This is a genomic window from Pseudomonas sp. Root569, assembly GCF_001427465.1.
Lineage (GTDB): Bacteria > Pseudomonadota > Gammaproteobacteria > Pseudomonadales > Pseudomonadaceae > Aquipseudomonas > Aquipseudomonas synxantha.
Map to the genome: position 1 here is coordinate 68,642 of NZ_LMGQ01000005.1, position 23,027 is coordinate 91,668.

The following is a 23,027-nucleotide window of genomic DNA, read 5'->3' on the forward strand; positions in this document are numbered from 1 at the left end:
TCAACAACCACCAACCACGGGTCTACGGTTGCATAACAATAAAAAAGCAGGATGCAGCAATGACCGCCATGACCCGCTGCCTGGACCGTCCTGGACTCATGCCAAGGCTGTCCGCTCACCACCTGTTGCGCCCGCGCCTGGCTGGGCCGCTGCTCGCGGCACCGGCGCGGGTGAAGTTGCTGTGCGCGCCTGGGGGCAGTGGCAAGAGTGCGCTGCTCGCCGAGTGTGCATTGCAGGCGCCCAAGGAGTGCCAGGTCTACTGGATGCCACTCAACGGTGCGGCGCTCACCCCTCTGGATTTCTGCGCACGGCTGGCGCAATACCTGGGTCTGCGGTTTATCGACGAAGCCACATTGCTGCTCGACCTCAGCCGTTGGCCAAACCCCACGTGGCTGTTTCTCGATGATTTCTGTCGTCTGCCGGCGCCCGAGCTGGACGCCTTGCTTGACCGTTTGCTCACCGCCAGCAGCCCACACCTGACCTGGTGGCTGGGTGCGCGGCGACGTCCGTTGTGCAACTGGCCACGCCTGTTGCTCGACGATGAATTGCTGGAGTGCAGTGAGTTGTCATTCAGCGCTGCGGAGATCCAGATGCTGCTCGCACCAGGGCAGAGCGTCGACAGCATTATGCAATTCAGCGCCGGTTGGTGTGCCGGGGTACGTATTGCCTTGCTGGGCGACGGCCATCCCGACAAAACCTTGCTCGATTACCTGCAGCATGAACTCTTCAACACCTTGCCGACGCCATTGGTGGATGCCTGGCGCGTGCTGGCCCATCTGCCACGCTTCAATCAAAGCTTGTGTGAGCATCTATTCGGCATTGACGACGGCGCTCAGTATTTGCACGCGTTGCAGGCGCTCGGCGCGTTTATCCAACCTTGGGAAGACACCAGTGAATGGCTGCAAGTTTTTGCCCCGCTGGCGCGATTGACGCGCGAAGCCCCCTGGCCGACCAAGCGTTCATGGCACCGACGTGCGTGCCGGTGGTTTTGCGCCGAAACCGACTGGCAGGCGGCCTTCGAGCAGGCGCTGCTGGCAGAGGAATACGAACTGGCGGTAAGCCTATTGCAGCATTTCAGTTTCGAAGATTTGTTTCGCCAGCAAAACGCGGTGCTCCTGTTGCGCCTGCATGAGCAGCACGGCGATGAGTTGATGCTTGGGTCTGCGCAATTAGTGGGGTTGGTCACGGCGGCCTTGCTGTTTGCCGGGCGCTTCGAGCAAGCGGCGTTGTGTATCGACCAACTGGCTCGGTTTGCTCCCCAGCCGACGGCCGCTGGGCAACGCTATCTGCTGGCGCGCTGGCAGGCCCAATGGGGCTGGCTGCTGCATTTGAGCGGCGATGCCGGACGCTCCCGCGAGCATTTCCTCGAAGCGTTGCAAGCCTTGCCTGAGAGTGCCTGGACGTCGCGCCTGATGTGCCTGTCGGGCCTGACCCAGCAAGCCTTGTTGCGCGGTGAGCTGGATGTCGCCCAAGCCTTGAACCGCGAAGCCCTGTGCCTGGCCCGTGCCCATGATTCGCTGGTGCTGGAGGCCCTGCTGGAGTTGGATCATGCTCAATTGCTGGAGCAGCGCGGCGCACCCTACCGGGCACAAAGCCTGTTGGAGACGGTGCAGGCGATGTTGGCTCGCCAACGTCTCAAGGCTGGGCCGTTGGTGGGGCGTATTGTGCTGCGTCGCGGGCACTTGGCCTTGCGGCAGGGCCAAGACAGCTTGGCGGCCGAGTGTTTTGAAGCGGGCTTGACGATGTGCCTGCAGAGCCAGGACAAACGCGTGCTTTATGGCTTTCTCGGCCTGGCGCTGTTGGCCGCCAATCGTGGCGACTACGCCCAAGCCTTTATCCAACTGCGTGACGCCGAGCGCCTGATGCAGCAGCGCCATGTGCCGGACACGGTGTATCGAGCGGTGCTGCTGTTGGTCAGCGGGCACTTCTGGTTGCAGCAGGGACGTGCTGAATTGACGGTGCAAGCGGTGCGCCGGGTGTTGCGTCATTTTCGTGGGCCCTGCGCCAAGCAGGCGCCACCGGCTACCTTGGAGCTGATCCCGCGCCTGGAATATTTGCTGGTGCTGGCCGAGGTCAAGCTGGGCTGTGCCGAACAACCCATTACGCGGCTCAATGCCTTGCTCGACACCTCCCGGCAGCGCGGCATGCTCTGCCTGGAAACCGAACTGCACCTGGTGCTGGGAGAAGTGACCTGGCAGCTCGGTGACCCCGCCTTGGCTCGTCGGGCGTTGCAGGCCGGGTTGGCGCTGGCGGGGCGTTGCCAGGTGCAGCAGGCCATTCGCGAGTTGCGTTTGCGCGCCCCCGGGCTATTGAGTGAACTGGGCCTGGAGCCACAGGCAGCGCCTGTCGGTGCCGTGGAGAACCCACTGAGCCAGCGCGAGCTGCAAGTGCTGGAGTTGATCGCCCTCGGTAATTCCAACCTGGAAATCGCCGAGCGCCTGTATATCTCCCTGCACACCGTCAAGACCCACGCACGGCGTATCCACAGCAAACTCGGGGTGGAGCGACGCACCCAGGCGGTGGCCAAGGCCAAGACGCTGGGCTTGATGGTCTAGGCGCAGAAAGCCTGGCGGTATTCACTCGGGGTGGCGCCCATGGCTTGACGAAAACGTTGGTTGAAATGGCTGGCGCTGGAAAAACCGCACAGCAGGGCAACCTCGCCCATCGGCAACGCGCTGCTGCGCAGCAAGGTCTGCGCCCGCACCAGGCGCCGTGACAGCAGGTATTGATGGGGCGGCAGGCCGAAGCTTTGCCGGAACATCCGGGCGAAATGGTATTCCGACAAGGCGCACATCGCGGCCAGTTGGCCGAGGCTGATGGGGGCTTCGATGTGGTGGTCGATGTACTCCACCAATAGCCGCCGCTGGTGCGCCGCCAGCCCGCCTTTGAGGCGCAAGCCGTCGCGGGCGCCGACCTGGCTGAGCAGGGTATGGCTGAGCATTTCATGGGCCAGGCTGCTGGTCAGCAGGCGCTCGCCGGGCTCGTGCCAGTTGAGGCCGACCAATTGGTGAAAACGCCGGGCCTGGCGGGCATCTTCAAGGAAGGTGCCCTCACGCAATTGCAGTGCACGCGGCTCGCGGTCGAGCAGGGTGATGCAGCCGAGGGCGAATTGTTCCGGGCTGAAATACACATGGGCCAGGCGAATCTCGCCATTGATCACCCAGGCCGACTGATGCTCGGCCGGCAGGATGCACAGCTTGTCGGGGCCGCCCATGGTGCCCGGCCGCTCACGGCGAAACGTGCCGGTGCCGCCGCCGATGTAGCACGACAAGGTGTGATGGCTGGGCGCCTGGTAATCCTGGGCGTCATGGTGGTTGCTCCACACGGCTGCAGCCAAGCCATCGCCCAGTTCGGCGCAGGCCTCGAGGCGCGCATGGGGCGAACGGTTGAGGGATTGAAAGACTTGCAGGGATTCCAGCTCTGGCATGGTGTGTTCTCCGACACCTTGCATCCTACGCTCCACGGCTGGCGCTGTGAGCCCACCGCTCGATAAAAGCGCAAGAATGTGCAAGAGCCTTTCAAGGAGCGGGGGCGACACTGTGGCTCAATCGATGGAGCCCGCTATGAACCTCTTCCTGTATTTACTGACCGTGCTGATCTGGGGCACCACCTGGATCGCGCTCAAATGGCAGCTGGGCGTGGTCGCCATTCCTGTGTCGATCGTTTATCGCTTCGGCTTGGCTGCGCTGGTGCTGTTCGGGCTGTTGCTGCTCAGCGGCAAGTTGCAGGTGATGAACAGGCGCGGGCACCTGATCTGCCTGGCCCAAGGGCTGTGCCTGTTCTGCGTCAACTTCATGTGCTTTCTGACTGCCAGTCAGTGGATACCCAGCGGCTTGGTGGCGGTGGTGTTTTCCACGGCGACCTTGTGGAACGCTCTGAATGCCCGGGTGTTTTTCGGCCAGCGGGTTGCACGTAACGTGTTGATGGGCGGCGCGCTTGGGTTGCTGGGCCTGGGCTTTCTGTTCTGGCCGGAATTGGCCGGGCATACCGCCAGCCCGCAGACCTTGCTGGGTCTGGGCTTGGCGCTGCTGGGGACACTGTGTTTCTCGGCGGGCAATATGCTCTCGAGCCTGCAACAGAAGGCCGGGCTCAAGCCGTTGACCACCAACGCCTGGGGCATGGCCTATGGCGCGGCGATGTTGGCCACCTATTGCGCGGTACGCGGTATTCCTTTCGAAATGGACTGGAGTGCACGGTATATCGGCGCCCTGTGGTACCTGGTGATCCCGGGGTCGGTCATCGGCTTTACTGCTTACCTCACCCTGGTTGGCCGCATGGGCCCGGAGAAAGCCGCGTATTGCACCGTGTTGTTCCCAGTGGTGGCGTTGAATGTGTCGGCGTTTGCCGAGGGCTACCAGTGGACAGCGCCGGCTTTGGCAGGGCTGGTGTTGGTGATGTTGGGGAATGTGTTGGTGTTTCGTAAACCCAAGCCGGTAGCTCCGACTTTTCATGCGAAACAAATCTAATGTGGGAGGGGCAAGCCCCCCTCCCACACTTTACTGAGTCGCCTGGTCTATTTGAGGCCCAGGCGCTTGGCCATGCGCCCAAGGTTGGCGCGGTCCAGGCCCAGTTCCCGGGCGGCGCCGGCCCAGTTGTGCTGGTGACGTTGCAGGCAGGCGCTGATGACCTGGCGCTGGTAGTGCTCGGTGGCCTGGCGCAGGTCGCCAGTGGCGATGGGCGCCGCTTCGACCGGTGCTTCAGTCACCGCTGCAGTGACGGCGGGCAAGTCCAGGTCCTGGGCACTCAGGCTGAGAATCTTCGGCCGCTCGCGGCAGTTACCCAGGGCTTTCAACGCGCTGCGGCCGATCAGATGTTCCAGTTCGCGCACATTGCCCGGCCAGTCATAGGCCAGCAGCGCCGCTTGGGCGTCGGCGGTCAGGCGCAAGCTGCCCAGGCCCATGCGCGAACGGTTTTGTTCGAGGAAGAAACCTGCCAATAGCAGCACGTCACGCCCGCGCTCGCGCAGTGCGGGCACTTGCAGCGGGTACACGCTTAAACGGTGATAGAAGTCGGCACGGTAGCGGCCATTGCGCACCTCTTCGGCGAGGTCGCGGTTGGTCGCGGCGATCAGGCGCACATCCACCTGGTGCTCCTTGTCCGAGCCCAGGCGCTGCAACTGGCCGCTTTGCAGCACACGCAGCAGCTTGGCCTGTACGGTCAACGACAACTCACCCACCTCATCGAGGAACAGGGTGCCGCCATTGGCCAGTTCGAACTTGCCCCGCCGCTCATTCAGCGCCCCGGTAAAGGCGCCGCGCACATGGCCGAACAGCTCGCTTTCCACCAGGGTTTCGGGCAGGGCGGCGCAGTTGAGGCTGATCAGCGGTTTATCCGCACGGGACGACGCCGCGTGAATCGCCTGAGCCACCAACTCCTTGCCGACCCCGGTTTCGCCGGTGATCAGCACGGTCAGGTCGCTGCCACCCACCAGCTTGATTTCCTCAACCAGTCGTTTATGTGTCTTGCTCTGGCCGATCATTTCCTTGTGCTGCTGGCCGCTGGCCTGGCGATAGATCTCGGCGCGTTGGTGCTCGTCTTCAGCCCGCAACGCCAGGCGTTCGATGCGCTGCGCCACATTGACCGTGGCCGCGGCGAGGCTGGCGAAGGCTTGCAAAGCGTCCAGTTCGACCCGTTCAAAGCGTTCGGTGTCGAGGGCATCCAGGGTCAGCAGGCCCCAGGGCTGATCGCCGATAAACAGCGGGCAGCCCATGCAGTCGTGGACTTCCAGGTGCCCGTGCAAACCGGCGACCAGGCCGTCATAGGGGTCAGGCAATTGGCTGTCGCTGTCGAAACGGGTAGGGCCGGGGCTGCTCAGCAGTATCTCGAAGCGTGGGTGTTCGCTGATCTTGAAGCGTCGGCCCAGGGTGTCGGGGCTCAAGCCATCCACGGCCAGCGGCACCAGCCACTCACCGTCCAGGCGCAGCAACGCGGCGGCGTCACAGGGCAGCAGGGCGCGCATGGCTTGTAGCAGGCGTCGGTAACGCTCGCCTTCGGGCAATTCCCGAGAGAGATCGGCAACCAGCGGCAGCAGGGTGGTGAGCAACGGTTGTGCAGTCATAATGACTCCTTGTAGTCCTTATGACTATAAAGCGTAGGAAGTCGTTTTGACTAGATTATATTTAATCTATTGAAAATAAAGGATTTATTAGTTGGCACGAATACTGACTACCAAAGGGTAATGAGTAAAAAGACCTAGGAGTCTCCCATGCTTAGTGCCCAAGACCGTGCAATCGTCAAATCCACCGTGCCCCTGCTGGAAAGTGGCGGCGAAGCGCTGATTACCCATTTCTACCGCATGATGCTCTCCGAGTACCCCGAAGTGCGCCCGCTGTTCAACCAGGCTCACCAGGCCAGCGGCGACCAGCCCCGCGCCCTGGCCAATGGGGTGCTGATGTACGCGCGCCATATTGACCAGTTGGACCAATTGGGCGACCTGGTGACCAAGATCATCAACAAGCACGTGGCTTTGCAGATCCTGCCCGAGCATTACCCCATCGTCGGTGCCTGCCTGCTGCGAGCTATATCCGAAGTGCTGGGCAGCGAGATTGCCACCCCAGAGGTAATGAATGCCTGGGGTGCGGCCTATGGCCAGTTGGCGGACATCCTGATCGGCGCCGAGGCGGCCATCTATGATGAAAAAGCCCAGGCGCCCGGCGGCTGGCGCGGTGCGCGGCCGTTCCTTTTGGTCAAGCGCGTGGAGGAGAGCGACGAGATCACCTCGTTCTATTTCGCCCCGGTGGATAACGGCCCGATCCTGGCCGCCACACCTGGCCAGTACATCGGCCTGAAACTGGTGCTCGATGGCGAAGAAGTGCGCCGTAACTATTCCCTGTCGGCCCTCACCGATAACGGCATGTACCGCATCAGCGTCAAGCGCGAAGCCGGTGGGCGGGTGTCCAACTACCTGCATGACCAGATGCACATCGGTGCCACCATTGACCTGTTTCCACCGTCGGGCGAGTTCACCCTGGCCGCCAGTGATAAACCGCTGGTGCTGATCAGCGGCGGGGTGGGTATCACTCCAACCCTGCCGATGCTCGAAGCGGCCCTGGCGACCCAGCGCCCGGTGCACTTTATCCACTGCGCCCGTAATGGCGGGGTGCATGCGTTTCGTGACTGGGTAGACAGCCTGGCGGCCCAGCATCCGCAGCTCAAGCGTTTCTACTGCTATGCCGAGGATGACGGTATCAGCCCGGCGGCGGACAAGATTGGAATGCTGAACCAGGAGCAGTTGGAGGCCTGGTTGCCTGAGCAGCGGGATGTCGATGCGTACTTCCTGGGGCCCAAGGGGTTTATGGCGGCGATCAAGCGGCATCTGAAGGCGCTGGGCGTACCGGAGAAGCAGGCGCGCTATGAGTTCTTCGGCCCGGCTGCGGCGCTGGAATAATCTTTTTGTAGCGGCACTATCCCAATGTGGGAGGGGCTTGCTCCCGATGGCGGTGGGCCAGCTACCTCTATGCTGACTGATACACCTATATCGGGAGCAAGCCCCCTCCCACATTAAGTGCTCTATTTTTCCTGATTAATCTGCTGTTAACCCCTCTCTGTTTAAACCACTGCCTGTGTGTAAACTTGTTGCCATCAGGCACAACCATAATCAGGCAAAGGGAAAACGGGGATGATTGACGATATGCGTTTGGGCAGGGAGCGGCGCTTTCTGGTGTTGCTGGGCATCATCTGCCTGGCGCTGATTGGCGGGGCGCTGTACATGCAAGTGGTGCTGGGCGAAGCACCGTGCCCGCTGTGCATCCTGCAACGCTACGCCTTGCTGCTGATCGCCCTCTTCGCGTTCATCGGGGCGGCCATGCGCACCAAAGGGGCGGTCACGTTTTTCGAAGGGCTGGTCGTACTCAGCGCCTTGGGTGGCGTGGCTGCTGCCGGCCACCATGTGTACACCCAGTTCTTTCCACAGGTCAGTTGCGGCGTTGATGTGTTGCAACCGATCGTCGATGACCTGCCCCTGGCCAAAGTGTTTCCCCTGGGTTTCCAGGTCGACGGCTTCTGCAGCACGCCTTACCCGCCGATACTCGGCCTGTCCCTGGCCCAATGGGCGCTGGTGGCGTTCGTGCTGACGGTGATCCTGGTGCCGCTGTGCATCTATCGCAATCGTCATCCCAAAGCCTGAGCCTTCGCTCCATTAAGACGCTCCGTCCTTCTTGTGAAGGCCGGAGCGTTTTTGTTTGTAGGGATTTGTGAAAGCGCCGTGACGAGGAGCAACTTAAGGTGCGCACAGTGTGCGACATGTTGTCACACGGACACTGTCGCAGGACGTTTCTGACCCGTGAAATCGGCGCTTAAATTTGCACCCAGCGCACAAATTGTGCTGTCAGTTCGTGGTGCGAGCGGCGCCGCGCCGCACCTGTGGTCCGAGCGCTCGACGGAGCTATGAATGCCTTGTTTTATGGGGACTTGGATAGCTTCGGCATGCCCTTACAGGCTGTAAGGGAAGTGGCAATCTGCCCAATGACAGGGCAATTTTTGTGGTTTTTGTTGAGAATCGAACGCGATAAGATCGCGAATCTTTGCAAGTTTGGTGAAGGATTGTTGCTGGAATCGATAAAAATTATTTCTTTATAAGACATGGTTTATACATCGCTAGCTAACTACAATCGCCCGCACTGAATGTCCGGTGCTGTTCAATCTTTGAGCATTGGAGCGGTCGAGGGGCAGATGGAAGGCTCTGTGCGACCCCAGGTTCCGGCAGCCTTTCAACTATCCGCACCAAATGGAATTGGTCTGTAACAAGGCCTTTAGCCACGAAATCGAATAAGAACTCACTGCTGGTCCGTGCAACGTACAGTCATGACGTGTCGGGCAGGCTCTTATTCAATCGAAGAGAAATGCCAACCCTTGGCAGGGTGAAGTGTTGGCGATCAAAACCCAACTGCATTGCGCAAGCTGCTTTAGAGGTCGTGAGATGAGTAAAAACAGGTACCCCCGATTACTAGGCTTTTTGCCGCTGCTTGGCATGATGTTAATGCTGGGAGGCTGCAAGTGGACCTTGATGGACCCGAAAGGACAGATCGGTCTGGATCAACGAAACCTGATCATCACTGCCACCCTGCTGATGCTGTTGGTCGTGGTGCCTGTGATCATCATGACGTTCGCCTTCGCCTGGAAATACCGCGCGTCGAACACCAAGGCGACCTACGCGCCCAAGTGGTCGCACTCCACCAAGATCGAAATTGCGGTGTGGCTGGTACCGATCCTCATCATCATCGCCCTGGGTTACATCACCTATAAGTCGACCCACGAGCTGGACCCGTACCGTCCGCTTGAATCCGACGTCAAGCCGATCAACATCGAAGTGGTCGCGCTGGACTGGAAGTGGCTGTTCATCTACCCGGACCTGGGTATCGCCACGGTCAACGAGATCCGTTTCCCGGAGAACACCCCGCTTAACTTCCGGATCACCTCCGACGCCGTGATGAACTCGTTCTTCATCCCAGCCCTGGGCGGCCAGATCTACGCGATGGCAGGCATGCAGACCCGCCTGCACCTGATCGCCAACGAAAAAGCTGAAATGGAAGGCATCTCCGCGAACTACAGCGGCGCTGGCTTCACCGGCATGAAATTCAAAGCGATCTCGACGAGCCAGGACGATTTCAACGCCTGGGTAGCCGAAGTCAAGGCCGCACCTAAACAGCTTGATCAAGCTGAATACGACGCCCTGACCAAACCAAGCCAGAACAACCCAGTCGCCCTGTACTCCACGTATGAGCCGAACCTGTTTCAGAAAATCGTCGACAAGTACGAAGGTATGAAGCCAGGCAAGCCGGTCAAGCATGAGAAGAAAGAAGTGGCCGCGGTTGAAGGTTCTGATACAGGCGCGCATTCAACTGCTGGGGCAGAGGAGTAAACGATGTTTGGTAAATTAAGTTGGGACGCGGTCCCATTCCACGAGCCGATCGTAATGGTGACTATCGCCATGATCGCGCTGGGTGGTCTGGCACTGGTTGCGGGTATCACCTATTTCAAGAAATGGTCCTACCTATGGACCGAATGGCTGACCTCGGTCGACCACAAGAAAATCGGCGTCATGTACGTCATCGTTGCCATGGTCATGCTGCTGCGTGGTTTTGCCGACGCCATCATGATGCGTACCCAGTTGGCCATGGCCACCGAGGGTTCGCCTGGCTACCTGCCACCTGAACACTATGACCAGATCTTCACCGCCCACGGTGTGATCATGATCATCTTCATGGCGATGCCTTTCTTCACCGGCTTGATGAACCTGGCCTTGCCGCTGCAGATCGGTGCGCGTGACGTTGCCTACCCGTTCCTGAACTCCCTGAGCTTCTGGCTGCTGGTGTCCGGCGTGGTGCTGATCAACGTGTCCCTGGGCGTCGGCGAATTCGCCAAGACCGGTTGGGTTGCGTATCCGCCATTGTCGGGCTTGCAATACAGTCCGGGCGTGGGTGTGGACTACTACATCTGGGCGCTACAGTTATCAGGACTAGGGACGACATTGACGGGGGTCAACTTCCTGGCCACCGTCCTGAAAATGCGCGCCCCTGGCATGAAACTGATGGACATGCCGATCTTCACCTGGACCTGCACCTGGGCAAACGTACTGATCGTGGCCTCGTTCCCGATCCTGGCCGCTACCATGGCGCTGCTGTCGCTTGACCGTTACCTGGATTTCCACATTTTCACCAATGAACTTGGTGGCAATCCAATGATGTACGTGAACCTGTTCTGGGCATGGGGTCACCCTGAGGTGTACATCCTGATCCTGCCAGCGTTCGGTATCTTCTCCGAAGTGATCTCGACCTTTACCGGCAAGCGCCTGTTCGGTCACCACTCGATGGTCTACGCATCGGGCGCAATCTCCGTACTGGGCTTCATGGTCTGGCTGCACCACTTCTTCACCATGGGCTCGGGGGCCAGCGTCAACGCCTTCTTCGGCCTGGCGACGATGCTGATTTCCATCCCGACGGGGGTGAAGCTATTCAACTGGCTGTTCACCATCTACCACGGTCGTCTGCGCATGACCAGCCAGGTCCTGTGGACCCTGGGCTTCATGGTGACATTCGCCATCGGCGGTATGACCGGCGTACTGCTGGCCATCCCGGGTGCTGACTTCGTCCTGCACAACAGCCTGTTCGTGATCGCGCACTTCCACAACGTGATCATCGGTGGTGCTGTATTCGGCTACATCGCTGGCTTCAGCTTCTACTTCCCGAAAGCGTTCGGCTTCAAGCTGCACGAAGGCTGGGGCAAGGCTGCATTCTGGTTCTGGATCTCGGGCTTCTTCGTCGCGTTCATGCCGCTCTATGCGCTGGGCTTCATGGGCATGACCCGTCGTCTGAACGCCACCACCAACCCTGAGTGGGTACCGTACCTGTACGTTGCCATGTTCGGTGCGGTGATGATCGCCGTGGGTATCGCCTGCCAGTTGATCCAGCTGTACGTGAGCGTCCGTGACCGTAAGCAGAACGCTTGCGAATCCGGCGACCCATGGAATGGCCACACCCTGGAATGGTCGACCTCGTCGCCACCACCGTTCTACAACTTCGCCGTGATCCCGACTGCGAACACCATTGATGCGTTCACCGAAGCCAAGGAAGACGGTACTGCGTACCAGAAGCCCAAGCACTACGAACCGATCCACATGCCAAGCAACACCGCCACTGGTGTGGTGATGGGCGCGCTGTTGACCGTGTTCGGTTTCGCGATGATCTGGCACATCTGGTGGCTGGCAATCGCGAGCCTGGTGGGCACTATCGGTTACTTCATCATTCACGCTGCCCGTGATGATCAAGGCTACATGGTGCCGGTCGAAACGATCGAACGCATCGAAGCCGAGCAGCACGCTCGCCTGGTAGCCGAGAAGAAGATTCCGGCCAACCGTGTAGAAACCTCGTTGGAACAGGCTTAAACCATGTCGAACTTAGTGACCAATGCTGGACACGCCCATGTCGATGACCATGGGCACGATGACCATCACCACGACTCGGGGCCAATGACCGTCTTCGGTTTCTGGCTCTACCTGATGACCGACTGCATCTTGTTTGCGTCGATCTTCGCGGTGTACGCGGTACTGGTAAACAACGTAGCGGGTGGCCCGTCGGGCCACGACATCTTCGAACTGCCTTACGTGCTCGGCGAAACCGCCTTGCTGTTGTTCAGTTCGATCACCTACGGCTTCGCCATGTTGGCCTTCTACAAGGGCAACAAGAAGGGCGTACTGAGCTGGTTGGCACTGACCTTCCTGTTCGGCCTGGGCTTCATCGGCATGGAGATCAACGAGTTCCACCTGCTGATCTCCGAAGGCTACGGCCCGCACCGTTCCGGCTTCCTGTCGGCGTTCTTCACGCTGGTCGGCACCCACGGTCTGCACGTAACGGCCGGCCTGCTGTGGATGGCGGTGATGATGTATCAGGTCAATAAGCACGGCCTGACCAACACCAACAAGACTCGCCTGACTTGCCTGAGCCTGTTCTGGCACTTCCTGGACGTGGTCTGGATCTGCGTCTTCACCGTTGTTTACCTGATGGGGACTCTGTAATGGCTAATGCACACTCCCATGACCATGACAGCCATGATGCGAGCCACGGCAGCGTTAAGTCCTACGCTATCGGCTTCATCCTGTCGGTAATCCTGACGATCATCCCGTTTGGTCTGGTGATGTACCCGACCCTGCCGAAGTCGATCACCTTGATGATCGTGTTGGCGTTCGCGGTGATTCAGGTGCTGGTTCACCTGGTGTACTTCCTGCACCTGGATCGTTCCAAAGAGCAGCGCGACAACGTGGTTGCGTTCGTGTTTGCAGGGATCGTAATCGTGCTGCTGGTTGGCCTGTCGATATGGATCATGTTCAGCATCCATACGTTCATGATGGCGAAGTGAGGTAAGACCCGATGTCGCTTAAGCACTTTATCCAAATCACCAAACCGGGGATCATTTTCGGTAACGTGCTTTCTGTGGCGGGCGGTTTCTTCCTGGCCTCCAAGGGACATGTCGATCTGGCCATCTTCCTGGCTGCAATGATCGGTACGTCCCTGGTGGTTGCTTCCGGTTGCGTGTTCAACAACTGCATCGACCGTGACATCGATATCAAGATGGAGCGCACCAAGAATCGCGTGCTGGTGCAGGGGCTTATCTCCCTGAAACTGGCACTGATCTTTGCGACCGTCCTGGGTGTTGCCGGTGTGGTGCTGTTGTACAAGGTGGCCAACCCGTTGGCGGCGCTGTTTGCCGTGATCGGTTTTGTCATCTACGTCGGCCTCTACAGTCTGTACCTCAAGCGTAAGTCGGTACACGGTACGCTGGTGGGCAGCCTGTCGGGTGCGATGCCGCCGGTGATTGGTTATGTGGCTGTAACCAATAGCTTCGACATGGCCGCGCTGGTGCTGCTGGTGATGTTCAGCCTGTGGCAGATGCCGCATTCCTACGCCATCGCGATTTTCCGCTTCAATGACTACCTGGCTGCGTCGATTCCGGTATTGCCGGTCAAGCGTGGCATCCAGGTGGCCAAGAAACACATCCTGCTCTACATCCTGGCCTTCCTCGTGGCGACCTTGATGTTGACCTTCAGTGGCTACGCCGGCATGAGCTACCTGGCCGTGGCCGCCGCCATGGGCATGTACTGGTTGTACATGGCCTGGACCGGCTACAAGGCGGTGGATGACACCGTCTGGGCGCGCAAGCTGTTCGTGTTCTCGATCTTCACCATCACCGCGCTCAGCGTGATGATGTCCCTGGATTTCCAAGTGCCGAAAGAGCTGTTGCTGACCTACGCCCACTGAGTGGTGTGAGCAATTAAAAACCCCGCCTTCGCAAGAAGCGCGGGGTTTTTTATGACATGCCCTTTAAACTATTCTCCAATTCTACGGATGCAGGAAGCAAAGCAATGAGTAAAAAAGCCGTTATGGTATTCAGCGGCGGGCAGGATTCGACGACCTGCCTGATCCAGGCACTGCCGCTGTATGACGAAGTGCACTGCATTACCTTTGATTATGGTCAGCGCCATGTGGCGGAAATCGAAGTGGCCCGCACGCTTGCCAAGCAACTGGGGGCCACGGTCCACAAAGTGATGGATGTGTCCTTGCTCAATGAGCTGGCCATCAGCAGCCTGACCCGTGACAACATTCCCGTGCCGACCGTGAACAGCTCGGGCGAAAGCCTGCCAAGCACTTTTGTGCCGGGTCGCAATATCCTGTTCCTGACCCTGGCGTCGATCTACGCCTACCAGGTGAAGGCCGAGGCCGTCATTACCGGCGTGTGCGAAACCGACTTCTCGGGCTACCCCGATTGCCGGGATGAGTTCGTCAAAGCGCTGAACAAGGCCCTTGAATTGGGCATGGAATACAAGCTGCGCCTGGACACCCCATTGATGTGGCTGAACAAGGCCGAAACCTGGGCACTGGCCGATTACCACGACCAGCTGGAGCTGGTGCGCGAGCAGACGCTGACTTGCTACAACGGCATCATCGGCACAGGCTGCGGCAATTGCGATGCGTGCAACCTGCGTGCGCGGGGCTTGAATGAGTATCTGCAGAACAAGGCGGATGTCATGCACAGCTTGAAGCATAAGTTGCAGTTGAAATAACTCTTGTAGGAGCTAGCTTGCTCGCGAAAATCCCGAGAGCGCCGCGTTCAACCAGGAGCGCTGCGTTATCGTTGACGTTTTTCGCGAGCAAGCTCGCTCCTACACGGCAATGGGTTCAAGTCGCCAGGTAGCGCTTGAACAACGAGCGTGCCCCATACGCAGGCAGGATATTGAAGAACGCAAAGCCGACTTTGATCGCGATCTGTACATAGATCATGCCCAGGATGTCGCGGGTCTCCATGGCGCCGTAGAAGGCAATGAAGCAAAACAGGAAGCTGTCGATAATGACCGCAAAGAATGTACTGAGGAAAATCCGCAGGTACAGGTATTTGGAGTTGGTCAGCTCCTTGATCTTGCACAGCAGGTAGGAGTTTATATTCTCCGACACCAGGAACGACACCGAAGAGGCCACCAGCACCGACGACACTTGCAGGATCACGTCGGTATACGGCCCGTCCAGTTTCCAGCCCGGCAGCCCCGGCAGGAAGGTCGAGCCATATAGCAGGATGATGATCATCGCGTTGCTGGCAAACGCAAACAGAATGGCCCGTCGCGCCAGGCGCAAGCCGAAATTCTCGTTCAGCAGGTCCACGATCAGAAAGGTCAGCGGGTACAGGAATGTGCCCGGCGTCACGATGATGCCCATGGACTCCAGGTATATCGGCTTGGTCGCGGCAATGCTGGTGAAGATATAAAACGTGAACAGCAGCAAGTTCAGGATGATGTAGATCATCCAGGAGTTTTCATTGCGATCGTTTATATCGTAGGCGGTGAGTGTGCCTCCCTGGGCATAGAACTTCTTGTAGACGTTCTTGACTTCCATTCTATTGAAGTCATCCATGATCTCACTGTTGAGCACTTCACTCAGTTTGATCTTGATGACCTTGCCCGTGGCAAGCACCATGATCACCGCCAGGCGCTTGTCATTTTCAAAGCCCAGCAATTTATACCTGCTGTTTTCAACGGCCCCTTCATACGTGGTCATTGAAGCGCTCCTCAAGAATATCGCCGATGACACATAAACGGTCTGAATGAGCACAGGGCTCCAGGGTGATAAACAGCTTTTTGGTCGCGCGGTCGTATACCAGTTTCTCTTTACTGTCGCTCGATGAACCTTTCTGTACGATCAACAAGTCACCCGCCTCATTGATGCCGGGGATCGCATGTTCCAGGCGCACGCCGATCAAGTTGCATGACGTACCGAAGTAATAGGTCAGCGGATAAAGCGTGGCCAATTCGCCCACGCGCTTGCCCAGGTTCTGCATGAGCAGGCTTTCCTTGAGCACAGGCACCGCTGCCGGGTTCATGTTGCCCAGCGGCGAGACATTGTTCTCGATGATTTCCTTGGCTTCAAAACTGATGGTCTCGATTTCCTCATACGAGACGCCGAAGAAGTCAGAGATCTTGCGAATGGTCGACTGCTGTACGTTGAGGACTTTGCCTCCCAGGATGTTGTAGATGGTGGTCCTGGTCAGCCCGGCGGCATTGCTTAACGAACGCTGGGTTTCGCCACGGCTCTTGATCAAGTACTTGATGTTGCTCTTCAAGTGCTCGGTTTTTTCCCGTCTGTGTATCAAGTGCTCACCACTTCCATTTAGTCGTCAGTCCATGTCCGGCAGAACCTGTCCTTTCAGGTTCGCGGCAATGGAAGTGTTGCATGGGCCCGGCATAACAATAAAGTGCTGAGTGTACCGATAGGGTGTGACGCTAAATCAGGCAACGGTTATTTCGTCATACTCTTGAATATGACCCGGTGCGAATTTCTCGCGCCTCTACAAGGAGTAGTAGCCATGGTCAGTATCAACCGTCGATCGCTTCTCGCCCTCGGGGCCGCTTTGCCCGTGCTGGGGCATCTGGATTGGGCGCTCGCCAGCCCGCCGCCGACGTCATCTGACAAGGTGCTGCTCAACTACAACGAAAGCCCTTACGGCCCTTCAGACGCAGCCCGTGCGGCGATGCAGCGGGCGATTGCAGAGTCTGGACGCTATCCTTACCCGCACATGTACGCACTGGCCGAGCTGTTTGCCCGGCAACAGGGAATCGCTGAAGAAAACGTCGCAGTATTTGCCGGCTCGATGGCGGCCCTGCGTTATGCGGTGCTGGCGTTCACCAGTCAAAACCGCGGCCTGGTGATGGCCACACCGTCCTACGAAGTCCCGCGACAGGCGGCCGAGTCAAACAAAGCGCCTGTGCATGAAGTGGACCTCGACACGCAGCATGCCCATGATGTGCAGGCCATGCTCAAGGCCGACCCACAAGCCGGCATGCTGTACCTGTGCAACCCCAACAACCCGACCGGCACCCTGACCCCGACTGAAGCTATCCGCCAAGCCCTGGTGAACAAACCCAAGGGCAGTGTGCTGGTGGTAGACGAAGCCTACATCGATTTCTGCGACGCCCCCAGCTGCGTGAGTTGGACCAACGACTACGATGACCTGCTGGTGCTGCGCACATTCTCGAAAATCTATGGTATGGCCGGTGCACGCCTGGGCCTGGCAATCGGCCATCCGGCACTGTTGGAGCGGCTGGCCGTGTTCGGCGGCGACAACGTCCCAGCTGGCGCCAGCTTGTTGGGTGCGACTGCCAGCCTGGAAGAGGCCCAACTGGTGGGCCAACGCAAAGCGCTCAATGCCAGGTTGCGCGATGAGACGATCGCTTGGCTCAAGGACCGGGGTTTTGCCTGCACGGCCTCCCAGAGCAATTGCTTCATGATTGAAGTGAAGCAACCGGCAGAACAGGTGGTCGAGCGGCTGGCAGCCCAGAATGTACTGGTCGGGCGGGTGTGGCAGAACTGGCCGCAATGGGTGCGGGTGACGGTGGGTACCCAGCAGGAAATGGAACGCTTTCGCCAGGTCTTCGCGGCGCAGCTGGCCCGGGCCTAGGCACCAGGGTTGTTACACCAAGCCTGGACAGGCCTGCCGGGCATGCTTCGTTTTCGTGCGGGTTGAATGATCAAGGACGACAGCTGTGCGACGAAATGTCTTCCCCGATAAAACCCGACCGATGCTGAACGACGACCTTCGGCGCTTGCTCGATGTGTGCTGCACATCGTGTTACTGGGCGGCGATGGTATAGCCGTCAAAGGCGCTTTGCTGTTGCAGTGCGGTGACGATGCTCTTGCGCGTGACTGGCTGCTCCGCGCCGCTGTTGTCGATAAAGGTTTCACTCGCCAATTCCGCCTCGCTGCCTTCGCCCACAAAGGCAAAGCCGAGGAACTCCAGTGCTTCGCGGTCCACATTGAGCTTGGAGCGCGGCGTGCGCAGCGGCAGGGTGACGCTGATGCCATCCTTGCTGATCACAAACACTTCGGTGTCTTTCTTGGCGCGCGCGGCCTTGCCCTTGCCGGCGTTCGGGTTGCTGATGGCCTGGTGCGACTGGTTCAGCACCTTGAGGGCCAGGCCGTACACCAGTTCCTGGAACTCTGGGTCGTCCTTGAAGCAGGACAGGATACGGCTGATGGAGAACTGGCTGCTCAGGTTTTCCAGGGCGGCGTTATCGGCGGCTTCGGCGTCTTTCAATTGCTTGAGCTGACCCATCAGGTCATAAGCCTTGTCATCGTCGAAGGCGTCGTGGGCCTGGCGGATGGCAACGCGCAACTCGCGGATCTGGTCGCTTTCCTTGGAGGTGTGAAACGCGTCCAGCACCATCTCGCTGATGATCTTGGCCGCTGGCACATGCTGTGAAAGATTGATGGCGTTTTCGTATTCGGCTTTGGATCGCAAGGCGGCTACGGATTCTTCGGCGGATTCTGCGGTGTAGGAATCGGACATTAAAATTTCACTGCGTAGTAAGCGGGGAGACAAAAAAACGTCGGGCATTTTCGGCGGGGAGAGGGATCAGGTCAAGGCAGGTTCGGGCGGGTGAATACTTTCAGTGCCGATAGCGGCGCATCAATGACTGTACCACCATCCAGGCCCTGCCTTGGCATGCGTGCTATTCATCCAGTTGTGCGAGACAGGCCTGGAGAATATCCAGGCCTTCCTCCAGCACTGCCGGCTCGGTGGTCAATGGTGCCAGCAGGCGCACGATGTGCCGCGACTTGCCGCTGGGCATCAGCAGCAAGCCGGCCTCCCGCGCCAGGCGCAGCAATTGGGTCAGTTGCTGGGGCGCGGGCGTGCCGTCGGCATGGGCCAGCTCAATGCCGCGCATGGCCCCAACGCCGGTGAGGCGGCCCAGGTAGGTCGACAGTTGTCGCGAACGCCAGGTGTTATAGCGGCTGACAATCGCCGCTTCCTGTTGTGATCCCCATGCCTGCAGATGCTCATCGGTCATCACCTCAAGAGTGGCCAGCGCTGCCGCACAGGCGATGGGGTTGCCGGAGTACGTGCCACCCAGGCCACCTTTGGGCAGGTTGTCCATCAGCGCTTTGCGCCCGACCACCGCGCCCAGCGGCACGCCGCCGGCAATGCTTTTGCCGAGCAGTAACAGGTCCGGTTCGATGCCCAGGCGCGAGAAGGCAAAACGCTGGCCGGTGCGGCCAAAGCCTGACTGGATTTCATCGATGATCAGCAGGATGCCATGCTCGTCGCAGAACCGGCGTAAGGCCTGGGCGAACGCGATATCCAGGGCGAGGAAGCCGCCTTCACCCTGCACCGGCTCGATAATGAAACAGGCCACATCGTTGACGTCGATTTCCACGCTGAACAGGCGGTCCATGGCCTTCAGCGCTTCGGCACTGGTCACCCCATTATCGGCACTGGGGTAGGGCAGGTGATACACCGGGCCGGGCAGTACGCCGACTTTCTGCTTGTAGGGCGCTACCTTGCCATTGAGGTTGAGGGTCGCCAGTGTGCGGCCGTGGAAAGCACCGTCAAAGGCGATCACCGCCGTGCGCCCGGTGGCGCCACGCACGATCTTCAAGGCGTTTTCCGCGGCCTCCGCGCCGCTGTTGGTGAGCATGCCGCTGACCGGGTAGCCCACCGGAATAAACGCAGTCAGGCGTTCCATCAGCTCGATGTAGGGTGTATGTGGTGCGGCGTTGAACGCGTAGTGCGTGAGCTTGGTCGCTTGCTCGCGAATCGCCGTAACCACAGCCGGGTGGCAATGGCCCAGGTTGAGTACGCCGATGCCGCCGACAAAATCGATATAGCGCTTGCCCGTCGTATCCCAGACCTCGGCGTTTTTACCGTGGCTGAGGCTGATGGGGTGAACGATGGAAATTGATTGGCTAATGGTGGCGTGGCTCATGAATCCGGGACTCGGCAAGGGCAGGCGTGTTTATCTAAGCCGCGCGCCTGGTCTTGCCGCAAACGAAATAAAGTCGCCGGGTCATTCCAAATCGGAAGGAGCGGTTGCCTGCATTATTCCGAAACCCCGTCCTTGCCCGCCGCCTTTGACCGATACAGCGCTTGGTCGGCCCGCGCCATAAGGGCGGCCGGCGACTCACCCATGAGCCGCTCCACCACACCCAGGCTCAGGGTGACGTTGAAGCCGCCTACGGTGGGCGCTAGCTTGACTGTATGGCGAATCCTTTCGGCCAGTTCCTTGGCCATCTCCAGGGTGCTTTTGGGCAGCACGACCATAAACTCATCGCCCCCCCACCGGGCCAGCAAGTCACTGGTGCGTATGCAGGTTTCCAGGCTTTCGACCACCTGTATCAACGTCTGGTCGCCGACGCCGTGGCCGTGGCGGTCATTGATCGGCTTGAAATCATCGATATCCATCGCCACCAGCGCCAGGGGCAAGCGGAAGCGCTCGGCGCGGTCGCATTCTTCCAGCAGGACTTTTTCCAGGCGATAACGGTTGGCTATGCGTGTCAGCGCGTCCCGTTCGGCCAGGGAGCGGTTTTCGTCCAGTTGCAATTGCAGTTGTTGATTGACCCGCGACAGCTCCAGGGTACGTTCGGCCACCAGTGCCTCAAGGGATTTATTGCGCCTTTGCAACTGTTCGATGGAGCATTTGCGCGTATGGATATTGCGGTGCGCGCCCACCATGCGGGCCACGGAGTGGTCGGGGTTACGTGCAATGATATAACCGCAGTCCTCGATCCAGAGATAGGTGCCATCTTCTTTTCGACAGCGGTATTCAGCCCGGTAATGGGGCGAGCGCTGGCTGATGTAGTCGTCAAACATCGCCATCACGCGGGGGTAATCCTCGGGGTGGATCACGTTCTCCCAGGTGAACACGCTGTTTTCCAGGGAGTGGCGGGAGTAGCCAAGCATCTCGTACCAGCCGGGGTTGCGGTAGACGAAACCGGTATTGGCGTTCCAGTCCCAGACTCCGTCACTGACCAGTTCCATGATGGCGTGCAACAGGTCGACGTTGAGGTCGGTTATGTCATTGCGTAGTGGTTCGTTGCCGGATGTATCGTCCATCAGCGCGCTTCCTGCGAGGGCTGGCTTAAGGCCAGTCATTGTTGTCGCCGATACTCCGTGGCTGGCGCTACTGTACATCGCCGCCTGCGCGCTTTGAATAGGGCGGGTGTGCTGCTTTTGGCTAGTGGCAATAGGCTATTGTTCGGGAGGTGCCATTTTTGTCCGGGGCTTCCCATTGGCGTTGTGCTGGTAAATAGCCTCTGGCTGGCCGTGCTCATTGAAAAACACCTGGCCAATGCCCGCCGAATTCCACAAACGCTCCCCCGCCTCGGCATGCTCCGGAATATGCGGTACCACCTGCATGGTGCGACGACGGGTAAACCAGTTGAGCGGTGAACGTGGGGAGTAGAGCCAGCGATTGAGGCGGTCGAACCATTCCAGCAAGCGTGGCGGGAACTCGTTCTTGATACCGCTGCTGGTGATTTGCCAGATCTTCGGGCCACCGTTGCGATGGCGGATCAGCACCTGGTAGACGAACGAGTAATGCACGTCGCCGGAGAGGATCACGTAGTTACCCGGCGTACGCGAGTGGCGGAAGATATTCAATATCACCTGGGCGGCGCCGCGATGGGCCATCCAGTTTTCAGCGTCTACCAGCAAGGGGAAGCCGCACCAGCTGAAGATTTTCTGTACGGTCTCGATCAGCTTTACGCCAAAAATCGGCGCGGGCGATACGATAATGGCCGACGGGTGGTCGAGCAGTTCCTGTTGCAGTTCGCTCAAGGCTTCCCAGTCCAGCAGGCCGGAGGGTTGCTTGAGGGTGAACTCGCTGCGCCAGCGTCGGGTGCGGGTGTCCAAAACCACCAGGGCGGGCGTGGTTGGCAATACGTAGTGCCAGTGCTGGAATTTCAACAGCGCTTCCAGCAGGTCATCTTGCGCGACGGCGTCGAGATGATTGTCGCGTGCCTGGCCGGCCATGGCCTGGGTTTGGCTCAGCAGTTCACCAAACACTTCGGGCTGGTTGCCCCAGCCTTGGCATAACAGGTACGCCAGCAACGCATTGCCGATAATGCGTTTGGAGAAGGGGTGGCCGTAGGCGGTTTCTTCCCATTGGGCGCTGAGGTTCCAGTCGTCGGTGATGTCGTGATCGTCGAAGATCATCAGCGTCGACAGGTGGGCGAACACTCGAGCGACTCCAGGCAGACCGCTGCGGAACAGGTCAATCTGCGCCTGCTCGCGGGCATAACGCTGTTGTTCTTCGGGGCTCAGTTGCGGTGGTTGTGGCGTGATCAGCGTCCACGGCGTGGGTGACCAGGCCAGCAGATACATGGCGATCACTTCGGCAAAGGTCACCAGGTGGTTGTCCGCGGTGCTGCTGGTGAAGATAGGTTTTTTCACGCCGCCGAAAAAGCGTTCGCGCAAGGTCTCGTTACTGTCCAGCGCAGGTAGCAAATCCGCTCGGTGGTAGTAACTGGCGCGATGGTCGTAGAGGGTGGCGCTGTCGGTCACCACGGCACCTTCCAGGTATTCGTCGAACAGCCCCAGGCGCGCGATCAGCGCATGAATTGCCCGTAGCATGGGGCCTGCGACATCGTCGGCGTAGACCTGGTCGCCGCTCATCATCAGCAGGGCCGGGCGTTCGGTCGGTGTGCGGGCATCCGTCAGCAGGCGGTCAACGCATAACAAGCCTTCGTCGGCACGGTGGTGGGGCTTACGGCAGGAGCCGTGTACCAACTGGTGGATGCGGCTGTGCAGCACGAAGTTCGGCATCGTCTTATCGGCGTACAGCAAATGTGATGCCCAGTCGGCGATGCCTACGCCGTCGATCAACAGGTCGTAGCCGATGACCACATCCTGGGGCAGGGCATGATCCAGCACAACATCGATCAGGTGGATGAAGGCATGGCGCCCGACGGGCACGACTTGGCAGCACGTGGTATCTAAAGGGATATCCAACGTCTCGCCGTGGGGTAAACGCAGTTCCAAGTACAACGGCAGGACACGACTGCCCACCAACCAAATAACCAGGCGCTGCGGTTCCAGCCGCCTTAACAGCGGTCCTGCAATGACTGCGGGCAGAGTGTCGGGTTGAAGCATTGAGGTGGTGGCTCACACGAAGTCTAGGACGTGAAAGGGTAGCGCGGGGGATGTCAGTGTTTTGTCAACAGAGTGCAGCACCGGCGCTGCACTCCTTGGGGGCGACCAGGCGTGCTACAGGC

The 23,027-nt window shown here is 59.3% G+C and carries 19 protein-coding genes; 11 read left to right on the forward strand and 8 right to left on the reverse strand.

Features of this window, described 5'->3' with window-relative positions:
- Window positions 1-59 precede the first annotated feature (59 nt).
- Window positions 60-2,555, forward strand: coding sequence for a LuxR C-terminal-related transcriptional regulator (locus ASD70_RS06445; protein ID WP_056845966.1), 2,496 nt, complete (start codon window positions 60-62; stop codon window positions 2,553-2,555).
- Here ASD70_RS06445 and ASD70_RS06450 read toward each other — a convergent pair.
- Window positions 2,552-3,427, reverse strand: coding sequence for an AraC family transcriptional regulator (locus ASD70_RS06450; protein ID WP_056845995.1), 876 nt, complete (start codon window positions 3,425-3,427; stop codon window positions 2,552-2,554). The genes ASD70_RS06445 and ASD70_RS06450 overlap by 4 nt on opposite strands.
- A gap of 136 nt (window positions 3,428-3,563) precedes the next feature.
- On the opposite strand from ASD70_RS06450, the gene ASD70_RS06455 reads away from it, so the two are divergent.
- Window positions 3,564-4,466, forward strand: a complete 903-nt coding sequence (locus ASD70_RS06455; RefSeq protein ID WP_046069475.1) for a DMT family transporter — start codon at window positions 3,564-3,566, stop codon at window positions 4,464-4,466.
- A 47-nt stretch (window positions 4,467-4,513) separates the two neighbouring features.
- On the opposite strand, the gene norR is transcribed toward ASD70_RS06455, so the two are convergent.
- Window positions 4,514-6,058, reverse strand: a complete 1,545-nt coding sequence (gene norR / locus ASD70_RS06460) for a nitric oxide reductase transcriptional regulator NorR (protein ID WP_046069474.1) — start codon at window positions 6,056-6,058, stop codon at window positions 4,514-4,516.
- A 147-nt stretch (window positions 6,059-6,205) separates the two neighbouring features.
- Here norR and hmpA point away from each other — a divergent pair, with 147 nt between their 5' ends.
- The 8 genes from hmpA to queC all read left to right on the forward strand — a co-directional run bounded on the left by hmpA (window position 6,206) and on the right by queC (window position 14,554).
- Window positions 6,206-7,387, forward strand: coding sequence for an NO-inducible flavohemoprotein (hmpA, locus tag ASD70_RS06465; RefSeq protein WP_056845967.1), 1,182 nt, complete (start codon window positions 6,206-6,208; stop codon window positions 7,385-7,387).
- 231 nt (window positions 7,388-7,618) lie between these two features.
- Window positions 7,619-8,125 carry a disulfide bond formation protein B gene (locus ASD70_RS06470; RefSeq protein ID WP_046069472.1) on the forward strand — a complete coding sequence of 169 codons (507 nt, stop codon included), beginning with the start codon at window positions 7,619-7,621 and terminating at the stop codon, window positions 8,123-8,125.
- A 792-nt stretch (window positions 8,126-8,917) separates the two neighbouring features.
- On the forward strand, window positions 8,918-9,859 hold the full coding sequence (gene cyoA / locus ASD70_RS06480; protein WP_043046795.1) for a ubiquinol oxidase subunit II: 942 nt from the start codon (window positions 8,918-8,920) through the stop codon (window positions 9,857-9,859).
- A gap of 3 nt (window positions 9,860-9,862) precedes the next feature.
- On the forward strand, window positions 9,863-11,881 hold the full coding sequence (gene cyoB, locus ASD70_RS06485; RefSeq protein WP_046069471.1) for a cytochrome o ubiquinol oxidase subunit I: 2,019 nt from the start codon (window positions 9,863-9,865) through the stop codon (window positions 11,879-11,881).
- A 3-nt stretch (window positions 11,882-11,884) separates the two neighbouring features.
- Window positions 11,885-12,511: a cytochrome o ubiquinol oxidase subunit III gene (locus tag ASD70_RS06490; RefSeq protein ID WP_046069470.1), complete on the forward strand. Its 627-nt coding sequence runs from the start codon at window positions 11,885-11,887 to the stop codon at window positions 12,509-12,511.
- Window positions 12,511-12,852 carry a cytochrome o ubiquinol oxidase subunit IV gene (gene cyoD / locus ASD70_RS06495; RefSeq protein ID WP_046069469.1) on the forward strand — a complete coding sequence of 114 codons (342 nt, stop codon included), beginning with the start codon at window positions 12,511-12,513 and terminating at the stop codon, window positions 12,850-12,852. Before ASD70_RS06490 ends, cyoD begins: the two co-directional genes overlap by 1 nt.
- Window positions 12,853-12,863: 11 nt before the next feature.
- On the forward strand, window positions 12,864-13,751 hold the full coding sequence (cyoE, locus tag ASD70_RS06500; protein ID WP_003176002.1) for a heme o synthase: 888 nt from the start codon (window positions 12,864-12,866) through the stop codon (window positions 13,749-13,751).
- 104 nt (window positions 13,752-13,855) lie between these two features.
- Window positions 13,856-14,554, forward strand: coding sequence for a 7-cyano-7-deazaguanine synthase QueC (gene queC / locus ASD70_RS06505; protein ID WP_046069468.1), 699 nt, complete (start codon window positions 13,856-13,858; stop codon window positions 14,552-14,554).
- A 115-nt stretch (window positions 14,555-14,669) separates the two neighbouring features.
- Here the strand turns inward: queC and ASD70_RS06510 are convergent, their stop codons facing one another.
- Together ASD70_RS06510 and ASD70_RS06515 are read right to left on the reverse strand one after the other, a co-directional pair.
- Window positions 14,670-15,539, reverse strand: a complete 870-nt coding sequence (locus ASD70_RS06510; protein WP_046069467.1) for a queuosine precursor transporter — start codon at window positions 15,537-15,539, stop codon at window positions 14,670-14,672.
- Window positions 15,526-16,131: a helix-turn-helix transcriptional regulator gene (locus ASD70_RS06515; RefSeq protein WP_080944662.1), complete on the reverse strand. Its 606-nt coding sequence runs from the start codon at window positions 16,129-16,131 to the stop codon at window positions 15,526-15,528. Before ASD70_RS06515 ends, ASD70_RS06510 begins: the two co-directional genes overlap by 14 nt.
- A gap of 213 nt (window positions 16,132-16,344) precedes the next feature.
- Between ASD70_RS06515 and ptaA the strand changes: the two genes are divergently transcribed.
- Window positions 16,345-17,436, forward strand: a complete 1,092-nt coding sequence (gene ptaA, locus ASD70_RS06520; protein ID WP_046069466.1) for a pyoverdine biosynthesis transaminase PtaA — start codon at window positions 16,345-16,347, stop codon at window positions 17,434-17,436.
- 171 nt (window positions 17,437-17,607) lie between these two features.
- Here ptaA and ASD70_RS06525 read toward each other — a convergent pair whose 3' ends face one another.
- From ASD70_RS06525 to ASD70_RS06540, 4 genes are all read right to left on the reverse strand, one after another.
- Entirely contained in the window at window positions 17,608-18,324 is a 717-nt protein-coding gene (locus ASD70_RS06525) for a hypothetical protein (RefSeq protein ID WP_056845969.1), read from the reverse strand.
- Window positions 18,325-18,487: 163 nt separating this feature from the next.
- On the reverse strand, window positions 18,488-19,741 hold the full coding sequence (locus ASD70_RS06530; protein ID WP_056845970.1) for a 2-aminoadipate transaminase: 1,254 nt from the start codon (window positions 19,739-19,741) through the stop codon (window positions 18,488-18,490).
- A gap of 113 nt (window positions 19,742-19,854) precedes the next feature.
- On the reverse strand, window positions 19,855-20,868 hold the full coding sequence (locus ASD70_RS06535) for a sensor domain-containing diguanylate cyclase (protein ID WP_056845971.1): 1,014 nt from the start codon (window positions 20,866-20,868) through the stop codon (window positions 19,855-19,857).
- 135 nt (window positions 20,869-21,003) lie between these two features.
- Window positions 21,004-22,905, reverse strand: a complete 1,902-nt coding sequence (locus ASD70_RS06540; RefSeq protein WP_056845972.1) for an alkaline phosphatase D family protein — start codon at window positions 22,903-22,905, stop codon at window positions 21,004-21,006.
- Window positions 22,906-23,027 lie beyond the last annotated feature (122 nt).